This is a genomic window from Streptomyces sp. NPDC012508, assembly GCF_042902595.1.
Classification (GTDB): Bacteria; Actinomycetota; Actinomycetes; order Streptomycetales; family Streptomycetaceae; genus Streptomyces.
Map to the genome: position 1 here is coordinate 295,659 of NZ_JBIBEO010000008.1, position 10,176 is coordinate 305,834.

A 10,176-nucleotide genomic window follows, 5' to 3' on the forward strand; every position below is an offset into this window, starting at 1 on the left:
CTGTCCATGCGGTCAGTCCGTTTCCGGACGGACTTCGATAGCCACGTCGGTGAGTTCGTAGATGCGCAGGCGCGTCTTCCAGAGATCGGCGTCGGCGATCACGAGCAGCCGGCCGGCCTCCCTGCGCACCTCCTTGATGTGCACGTCGAAGAAGAGCTCGTCGTCCTCACGCAGGATCTGACCGCGGTACTTCCACGCCATCTCGACACCGGTGGCCATGGCGAAGCGGGGCCGTGTCATGCCGTCGGCGAGGTTCCGCTCCTGCACGAAGAGGCGCATGGCCTGGAGCACGGCCTCGACGCCGAGCGAGCCCGGCATCACGGGGTCGCGGTGGAAGTGCCGGTCGAAGTACCACTCGTCGGGGCGGATGCTCCGGTGGCCGTGGAGGTATCCGGCGCCGTGCCGGCCGCCGTCCTCGACCAGGTCGATACGGTCCACGAGGTGGAAGCGGCCGGCGGGCAGGCGCAGTGCGCCGCCCGAGGCGTCGGTGAACGCGGGCGCGTCGTCGGGGAGTTCGATCCTGCGCACCCGCTCGGCCGCGGGCCGCTCGGTCGCGATCCAGGGCTCCCGGTACGTGCCGCCGTCGAGGCCCACCTGGTGGGCGAGGGCCGCGTCGCTGAAGTACCCGAAGAGCGACTCGCCGGTGTAGAAGACCTCGCCGTCGGCGCTCAGTTCGTAGCTGAAGTTCTGCAGCACGGCCCCCGCGACGACGCTCGTGCTCAGCAGTTTGGAGTGGTGGCGGATCGTCCGGCCGCGCAGGTCGATGTCGCGGACGAGGGTGGCCCGGCCGTCGAGGTTCCGGATGCGGTACTGCTCCTCGGGGCGGCTGAGGGTCGCGCCCAGGTAGTAGCCGAGGAAGATCGCCGCCTGGAGGGAGGACTCCATGTACACGCAGTTCGGCATGTACGGCGAGGAGTTCTCCCGGTAGTACCAGGCGTCGTCCGGGGAGTCGTACTCCGTCACCATCTCGGAGCCGGGGCTCAGGTCACCGCGGGTGCCGGTCAGGGACATCACCCGGTCGACGAACTGGAAGTCGCCGTTCGGGATGTACGGGGCGCGGCTCTCGCGGTAGATCTCGAACTCGGGGCCCATCGCCATGTCGAGGAGGCCCTGGGCGGCGTGCGCCAGGTGCAGTTCGTTGATCATGGCCGGTTCGCCGGAGCGGTTGCGGCGGCCGAGGAAGGCCGGGACGCCGCCGGTCTCGGGGCGGTAGGGCGTGCCCGGCTTCTCCACGATCTGCAGACCGAGGTTCTCCATCCGTACGACCGGCTTGTCGCCGAGGTACACGAGGACGTCGGCCACCACGGTGGGCCGGGGCAGCAGGGTCAGCTCGGTGATCTCCAGCTCGTAGCGGATCTCACGGTCGCGCGGGGTGACCTGGCCGCGCACCTTGACGTCGATCTGACGGTCGGTGACCGTCTGGAACCGGGCGTCGGGGAGCGTCAGGTGCATGCCCTGGTGCAGCAGATACACCTGGAGGAGCTGGACGGCCCCCTCCGCGATCAGCGAGCCGGCGAGCACCGGGTCGTCCGGGAAGTGGCAGGTGAAGTACCAGGCGTCCGGCTCCAGGTGCTTGACGGCGCCGATCTTCCCGAGGCCGCGCGGTCCGCCGGAGCGGTCCACGGTGACCTCGTCGATCATGCGGAGCATCGAGCCGGGAAGGCGCAGCGCCGGGTTGAGGCCCGGGTCCTGGGCATGGTCGGGGCCGAAGACGTCCCCGGGGCGGCCCTGGGCGAGCAGTTCCAGGTCGGCGGCGTCGAGCCGGTCCTTGCGGGCGCGGGCGAGCGGCTTGAAGGTGCCCCGGGGCAGCGCGGCACGGCGGGCCCGCTCCGCGTCGGTCATGACGATGCCGAGCGGGGTGTCGAGCTCGGCCTGGCTGAAGAATCCGGCGCAGCCGTCCTTGAGTTCGAGGATCAGCTCGCCGTCGGCGTAACAGAGGTAGCTGAAGAAGAAGACCGTGGTGTCGCCCTGGTGGACGAAGCGGTCGATGGAGATGTCGTAACGGAGCGTCTGCCCGGTGCGGGGCAGGCCGCCGTGGAAGATCAGCGAGCTGTCGAGCAGTCGGTAGACACGGTCGCCCTTGTTGCGGAAGTCGATGCCGAGGAAGCTGACGAGCAGGAGGTCGCACTGGCCGGCCTCGACGGTCACCGCCGGCGGGACACCGCCGTCGACGGCGTACCAGGCGTCCTCGGGGACGTCGTACTCGGTGGTGATCCGGGCCGGTTCGAGGACGCCGGGGCGGGCGTCGAGCGCGGTGACGCGGGTGACGAAGTGGTACGGAGGCGCGGGCAGCCGCACGCGGGCCCGGAACGCGTCGATCTCGGCGAACTCGGGGCGGCCGAAGGCCTTCGCCACCGAACCGGTCGCGAACTCCAGCAGGTCCGCCTCGTCGAAGACGACACCGACGCGGTCACGGGGCTCGGGGGCGGGGGCCGGGGCCGGGGCCGAGGCAGGGGCGACGGACACCGCGGGCGCGACCTGGACCGGGGCGGGCGCGGCTGCGCGCACGGGGGCCGGCGGCAGCGGCGCGGGCGACGGGACGGCGGGCAGGGCGGGGGCGACCGGCGCGGGCGATGCCGGGATCGGCGCGGCGGCGGGAGCGTGGGTGTCCAGAAGGGCGGCGGTACGGTCCAGCGTGGCCGCCTGGAGGACCCGGTGGGTCTCCATCACGACACCGTGCGCGGCGACGATCTCCCGGCGCAGGTCGCGCACCAGGTCGGCGGCGGGCGTGCCGGCGGAGGCCGCGGCCACGGGTGCGGCCACCGGAGCGGGGGCCGCGGCCGGAACCGGGTTCTGCGCCGGGACGTACGTCGGTACGGCTCCCGAGGCGGCGGAGCTCGCCGGTGCCGGGGTCGCGGGTGCGGCGCCTGCCCAGGTGACGGCGGTGACCGGGCCGCCGTCGAACGTGATGGCCTCCGGCGACTCCAGCGTGGGGTCGGCGGGCATGGCGGCAGGCGGGGCGGCGGACATGACGGCGGGCACCTCCGGCGGAGCGGGCGGGTCGATGGCGGCGGGGCGGGACCGTACGGCGGTCAGGGTCCTGGCGGCCTCACGGGCGACGCGGTCCGGGATCGGCTCGCCACCGCCGACGCGTACCGCCGGAAGGCGGCGGGCGGACGGCGCGGGTACGCCCTGGGTGGCCTCCGGTTCGTCGCCCCACAGCACCGTGAGGTCGACCGGCAGACCGTGTCCGACGAGCCGGGCCGCCAGGTGGGCGAGGCTGGTGGCGGGGCTCGCGCCCCGGCGGTCGACGCAGGCGGCCACGTGCGGCGCGTCCCCCAGCGTGTCGCGGATCCAGCGGGTGCAGGTGGCGCCCGGGCCCGCCTCGATGAAGTAGCGGTAGCCGCGGTCGTACGCCCCTCGTATCAGGCGCGGGAAGTCGATCGTGGAGCGCAGGGTCTGCGCGATGCGCTGCGGGGAGTCGGCGAGCCGCTCGGCGGGCAGCACCTCGTAGTCGTAGGCGCTGAGGAGCTCCAGGGCGCCGAAGGAGCCCGTCGGGTAGTCGTTCAGCCGGGCCAGGCCGTCGAACTCGGTGTCCACGACCGGGCAGTGCATGACCACGTTGGCGGGCGAGCGGGCGGCGGGGCAGCCCAGTTCGCGGATGAGCGCCCGGCACTGCTCGGGGTCTCCGCCGATCACCAGCTCGTTCGGGGTGTTGATGTGGGTGATGTGGACCCGGTCGTAGCGCGTGAGTGCCTCGGTGACCGGCTCGGCGGGCGAGAGCAGCACATGGGTGGACCACACGTCGCTGTCGGGCGTCTCCGGGGGCAGCTTCCACAGCTCGCGTACGGTGCGCCGGGGCCCGCACAGCCGGTCCTGGAAGACCGGGCTTTCGGTGATCAGCGCGTCGGAGCGGCTGCCGGCGTCCCACCCGCCGGTGGCGAAGAGCATGCTCGCCTCGCCGAGGCAGTAGCCGAAGCCGCCGTGCGCGGTGATCCCGAGGATCTCGCGGATCAGCTCGGTGTAGAGGATCGCGAAGCTGGTCCCGGTGGCGAGCATGAAGGGGATGTCGTCGGCGAGACGCTCCTCCCTCCGCATCATCTCGCGCCGGTCCGGCGTCTCGATGCCACGGGGGTAGAGCTGGGCCGAGCGCAGCATGCGGGCGGGCTCCGCGGCCTGCCGCTCGTAGCTGTCGAGCAGGCCCGGGAAGGTCCTGAACAGGCCCCGGCCGAGGCCCGGGTAGGTGTTGAACGCCCCGGGGTAGACCAGGGCCACCCGCCCTTCGGGACCGATCGGGCGCGGGGTGAAGAACGATCCCGCGGGGGTGTTCCAGTCCGTTCCGGCCGCGTGCGCCACGGGCAGGTCCCGTGCCGCGAGCTCCGTCTGACGGACCAGCGCCTCCCGGTCGCGGCCGACGAGGACGACGCGCAGCCGCCGTCCGTCGAGACCGCGTGCGGCCTCGCGCGCGAGCGCGGACGGGTCGGCTCCGTCCGCGAGGAGGGCGCCATGGCGGCTGACCTCGGCCACCAGGGCGTCGACGGTGTCGGCTCCGAGGGGCAGCAGGAGCGGGCCCCGGGCCCGCGCCCAGTCGGCCGTGGGCCGGGGCCGGTCGGCGGACGGCACGGACGAGAGGACCAGATGGGCGTGCGAGCCGCTCGCGCCGAGCATGCTGACGCTCGCGTGCCGACGGGCGTCCGGGCGCTCCCGGAGCCAGGGGAAGGAGGTCTCCGGCACCTGGAAGGCGGAGGCGGCGAAGGCCTCGGCGAGGTCGTCGGCGGGGCGGCGCCAGCCCCTGGTGCCGGGCAGATAGGCGTGCCGCAGGCACACGACCGCCTTGATCAGGGCGGCGATCCCGGCCGCGCAGCCGGCGTCGCCGATCTGCGCCTTGACGCTGCCGATGACGGTCGCGCCGCCCGCCGGGTACACCTCGGCGAGGGCGGAGATCTCGGTCCGGTCGGCGGACTCCGTACCGCCCGCGTGGGCCTCCAGATAGTCCACCTCGGAGGCGGCGATCCCGGCGGCGTCGAGCGCCGCCCGCGCGGCCTCGGCGAGCGCGGGGCCGGAGACGGGGGTCGGCGAGCCGTCGGCGGCGTTCGCGTAGCGCACGGCCACCGCGTCGATCCGGGCGTGCACCCGGCCGGGCGCCGCGTCGGGGCGGGTGACGACCAGGGCGCCTGCGCCCTCGCCGGTCCTGCGGCCGCGCGCGCCCTCGTTGAAGGTGAGACCCGGCTCGGTGTCGGGAGCGGGCTGGACGAGCAGGTTCTCGGCCGCCCCCGCCATGTCGACGCCGCCGATCAGTACGGCTTCCAGGTCCGGGTCGAGCAGCAGCAGCCGGGCGACGTCCAGCGCCTCCGCGGTGCCGGCGCCCTCCGCGGAGAGCGTGAACGAGGGGCCGGTGAGGTTCCAGCGGGAGGAGATCCGGCCGGCCATCACGTTGCCGATGTAGCTGAGCACCTCGTTGGCCCCGATGGGGTCGACGACGGCGTCCCGGGCGACCTCGTTGAGGGCGGCCCGCTGCTCCTCGGTCAGCTGCACCCCCGCCTTGTCGAGCTCGCCGCGCAGGAAGGACCCGAGTCCGTACCGGCTCAGCCTGGCGTGCGAGTACGGCTCGATCTCGGTGACGACGACGACCGCGATGCGGCGGGCGCCCGGGGTGTCGCGGCTGCCGGAGTCGAGCCGGTACCCGGCGTCGCGCAGCGCCTCGTCGGCGACCCTGGTCATGAGGGCGTGCTGCGGGTTGTAGATGCGCAGATCGGCGGGTGGGACGCGCAGGTCGGCGGGGTCGACCTCGACGCCGTCGACGAAGGCCCCGTGGGGCGGCCCGGTGAGCCCGGCCGCTTCGAGCGTGCCGCCGTCGGTACGGTCGAGACCCCGCCAGCGCCGCTCGGGCAGCGGCCGCAGGTCGTGCCCGCCCTCGTACACGGCCTGCTCGAAGGCGTCCAGCGAGTCGAGCGACCCGAAGTGCGCGCCGAGGCCGATGACATCGAGTGCGGGCAGACCCGAGGACCGCTCACGGGCGCCGGGCGCGGTGTCAGGCGCTGTGTCCGGGGCGGGGGCCTCCCGGTCCTGGTTCTCCCGGACGTCCTGCGCCGACGAGAGCACCACGTGTGCGTTCGTACCGCCGAATCCGAAGGCGGAGACGGCGGCGCGGCGGGGTCCTGGGGTCTCCGGCCAGCGGCGGGCGGTGCGGACGAGCGTCGCGGCGCCGACCTTCTCGTCGGGCGAGGTGACCGGCCGGTCCACCCCGATGGTCGGCGGGATCACGCCGTCCTCCATGGCCAGGACGACCTTGAGGAGACTGCTCAGACCGCCGACGGTCAGCAGATGGCCGATGTTGCCCTTGACCGACCCGAGCAGGGGTACGTCACCGTGGGCGCCGAAGAACTCGGCGACCGACTCCGCCTCCGTGGTGTCCCCGACGGGGGTGCCGGTGGCGTGGCACTCCAGGTAGTCGACGGTCGCGGGGTCCACGCCGGCGTCCGCGTAGGCGCGGGCGAGGGCGTCCAGCTGTCCGCTCTTGCGGGGGACCAACGGGTGCCGTCCGGCACCGTCGTTGGAGAGGCCGATGCCGTCGACCACGGCGTACACACGGTCGTTGTCGCGAACGGCGTCCTCGAGCCGCTTGACGGCGACCATGCCCGCGCCCTGACCGGTCACGATCCCGCCGGAGCGGTCGTCGAAGGGCTGGCTGAAGCCGTCCTCCGGGTAGGCGTGCAGATCGGAGAAGGAGAGGTGGATCAGGGTCGGGTCGGGCGCGCAGACCGCCCCGGCGAGCACCAGGTCCGCCTGGCCGGAGTCGAGGTGGCCGCAGGCGAGGCTGAGCGCGTAGAGCGCCGAGGAGCAGGCCGCGTCCAGGCAGTAGCGGGGGCCGCCGAGTCCGAGGGCCCCCGCGGCGACGGCGGCGGGCGAGCCGCTGACCCGGAGGTTCTCGGGCACGATCGCGGCGCGGTCGACGAGCGGGACCACGCCGGGCAGGGAGTCGAGTTCGGGCGCGCCGGAGCGGCGCAGTCCGGCGAGGACGGCCTCCTGCGCGAGGGGGACGCTCACCTTCGCCGATGTCGTGGTGGGGAACGAGTAATTGCCCATGACCAGGCCGGTCCTGGCGAGCAGTTCGGGCCGGTCGGCGGCGCCGCAGTCCCGCAGGGCCTCTCTGGCGGCGTACAGCGACCAGTGGAAGAGCCGGTCGAGGCCGGCGAGCCGGTCGGGGTCGATGCGGTAGCCGGTGGGGTCGAACTCGAAGCCGGTGATGAACCCGCCCCGGCGGGACACGATGCGGTGCCGGGGGTCGAGGTCACGCTCGTCCGGTTCGGCCCCGAAGACCTCTGCGCCTCCTTCCCGACGGCTGTCCGTGCCACCGCGGAGGTTCTGCCGGAACTCTTCGGGCGTTCGCGCTCCGGGGAACAGGCAGGAGATGCCGACGATCGCGTATCTGCTCATAACTGGGTGAGGTTCCTTCCCAAGCGGGAGATCCTGTGGGGCGGGCGGCGGCAAGCCGCCGCCCGCTCACTGCTTCCGGTGCGGATACCGTCAGCCCGTGAACTTGGCCGCCAACTGCGGGGCCGAGACGACGGAGACGGCGGTGAACCTGGCCCTGACCTGTCCGTCGGAGGTGCAGGCGGTGATGTCCAGCCGGGAGTCGGGGCCGCCCTGGCCCGCGGCATCCGCCGGCTCCACCACGACGAAGAACACCTCACCGGCCGTCAGCGGGCCGTACAGTTCGACCCCGCCCACCGCGAGCGGCAGTCCGGCGGTGCCGCGGAACCGGCGCACCCAGACGAGCGCGGCCTGGAGCAGCAGGTCCGCGGAGCCGGCCTCGAACCAGTCGGACGAGCCGCTGTCGGTGTCCGTCCGTACGGCCTCGCACTCCAGCACCAGGCGGGACTCGGCGTCGGCGAGGATCCGGCGCAGACCGCGCAGTGCCGGTCCGTGGAAGAGCGTGCCGTCGGTGTAGAGCCCGGCGGCCTCGGTGCCGGTGCCCGGAGCGGGAAGTCCCGTCACCGGCGCGGCCGGCGGGAGCGCGCCCGCGACGACCGTGGCCGCGTAGTGCGGTCGTACGGTGCCGTCGGCCAGCGACTGGACCGCGACCTTGACGTCGCCGCTCCCGTCGCCTTCGGCCGGGGTCATCACCAGCCGGCACTCGGCGGGCTGGGTTCCGTCGAAGACGATGCCCCGGTGGACGGCGAAGTCGCGCAGCCGCACGGCCCGTCGCCCGTCGGCGTGCTCGACCGCGCCGAGCGCCCAGCCCATCGCCACGACGGCGGGAAGGACCGGCGTCGCGTCGATGACGTGGTCGGTGACGAGCGAGGAACCGGCGAGGTCCGACAGGCCCCGGGTCACCGTGCCGCCCGCGGTCGCGCCGGAGCGGTCACGGGAGCTCAGCGGGGTGGTCGGGCCGAGCACGGTCACCACGTCACCGGCCCGCTCGGGGGCGAACTGGTCGGCGAACATCCGGGCGCCGTCGGCGACCGGGATCAGGGCGATGCCCCGCTCCTCGAACACCTTCCTGATCTGCGGGGAGACCATCCCGCTGTCCCAGGCACCCCAGTTGATCGAGGTGACCCGCGTCCGCGGGAACGCCCGCCGCCGGGAGGAGGCCCAGGCGTTGAGGACCTCGTTGGCCATCGCGTAGTCCGACTGCCCCTGGTTGCCGAAGAATCCGGCGACCGAGGAGAAGAGCACCACATGGCGCAGGTCGGTACCGCCGAGGGCCGCCATGACGGAGCGCAGTCCGGTCAGCTTGGGGGCGAAGACCCGCTCGATCTCGGAGGCCTTCTTCTGCGCGATCATCTGGTCGGCGAGGACGCCGGCTCCGTGCACGACGCCCGTGACCTCGTCCTTGTACGGAGCGAGTGCGGCCGCGGTCGCGGCCTGGTCCGTGATGTCCACGGGCAGGTACTCGGCGCGGCTCCCGGCCGCCCGGAGCGCGTCCAGGGTCGCGCGTATCTCCCGGGCGCCCGCGACGGCCGCGGCGAGCTGACCGACGCGTCGGGGGGTCGGCTTCTCGCCCGCGGCGGTCAGCGACGCGGCCGCCGCCGCCTTCAGGTTCTCCTCGGGCAGGCCCTGCGCCCAGGCGGGTTCGTCGTCGAGCGGGGTCCGGCCGAGGAGCAGGAGGCGCGGCCGGTGACGCCGGGCCAGTTCGGTGATGCAGTCCGCCGTGATGCCCCGGGCGCCTCCGGTGACGACCAGCAGATCGTCGGAGGTGAGGGGCGCGGCGTCGGTGTCGGCTGCCGTCAGCGGCTCACCGGCCACCGCGAGCCCGACCCGGCGGGTGCTGTCGTGGCCGACCTGTACGGGCTCCACGGCCGAGTCGGCGGCCTCGTCGAGCACCAGGGCGGCCGCGTCGGCCGGGTCGATGCCGGGCGCGAGGTCCACGGAGCGGCAGAACAGCGCGGGCGCCTCCAGGGCCAGCGTCTTCACGAGCCCCGCGACACCACCGGCGGGGGCGGCCTCCTCGGCGACCCCGGTGAGGCCGAAGGCCCCGTCGAGCCGGGTCACGGCGAGGAACGCGGCACGGCCGTGCGCGGCCATGTCGGTCAGCGGGCGGACGACGTGCCGCGCGAGGAGGAGGGAGTGCGCCAGCCGGCGTACCCCGTCGTTCCAGTCGCTGTCGGTCCGGGCGGTCACGTCGACGACGAGACCGATCCGGGCGGTGAACACGGCCTCGACTCCGGCCGCCAGCTCGGTGGTGCCCCAGCCCGTCAGGGGGTGGTCGTGCACACCGGACAGACGCGCCGGGACCCCGGGGAGCCGCAGGACGTGTACCGGGCGGCCGGTGGCGGTGAGCCGCTCGACGATCCGCGCGGCCGTCTCCGAACCGTCGTCCACGACGAGGGCGCCCTGGTCGGCGGAGGAGGCGTCGACCAGCGGATCGGCCGCGGGGAGGGTGACGAGGGCGGCGTGCGCGCGGCCGATGGGCGAGACGGCCTCGGTCGCCTGGGGGGAGGCGGTGGGAGCCGGGTCCGCGGAAGTCGCGGCAGGCGCGGCCTCGGTCGCCGTGTTCCCGGTCGGGCCGGCGACGAAGTCGACGATGTCGCCGAGGGTACGGAGCTCCGCGAGCTGCTCAGGACCGGCCGACGACACCACACCGAACCGCTCCTGAATCACCCCCATGATCTCGACACGCTTGATCGAATCAATCCCCAGATCCGACTCCACACCCATGTCGAGCTCCAGCATCTCCGCCGGATAACCCGTCTTCTGCGCCACCACCTCCAACAACACCGACCGCACCGTCCC

At 73.9% G+C, this 10,176-nt stretch carries 2 protein-coding genes; both read right to left on the minus strand.

Features of this window, described 5'->3' with window-relative positions; genetic code table 11:
* Positions 1 to 12 precede the first annotated feature (12 nt).
* The gene (locus ACFY8U_RS27220) at positions 13 to 7,377 is read right to left on the minus strand and encodes a beta-ketoacyl synthase N-terminal-like domain-containing protein (protein WP_389574713.1); all 7,365 of its coding nucleotides are present in this window, start codon (positions 7,375 to 7,377) and stop codon (positions 13 to 15) included.
* 90 nt (positions 7,378 to 7,467) lie between these two features.
* Positions 7,468 to 10,176 (minus strand): SDR family NAD(P)-dependent oxidoreductase (locus ACFY8U_RS27225; RefSeq protein WP_389574716.1); only part of this gene is annotated, 2,709 nt, incomplete at its 5' end.

Excerpts from the sequence above, each read along its gene's own strand:
- ACFY8U_RS27220 (WP_389574713.1), bottom strand. The coding sequence starts at position 7,377 with ATGAGCAGATACGCGATCGTCGGCATCTCCTGCCTGTTCCCCGGAGCG.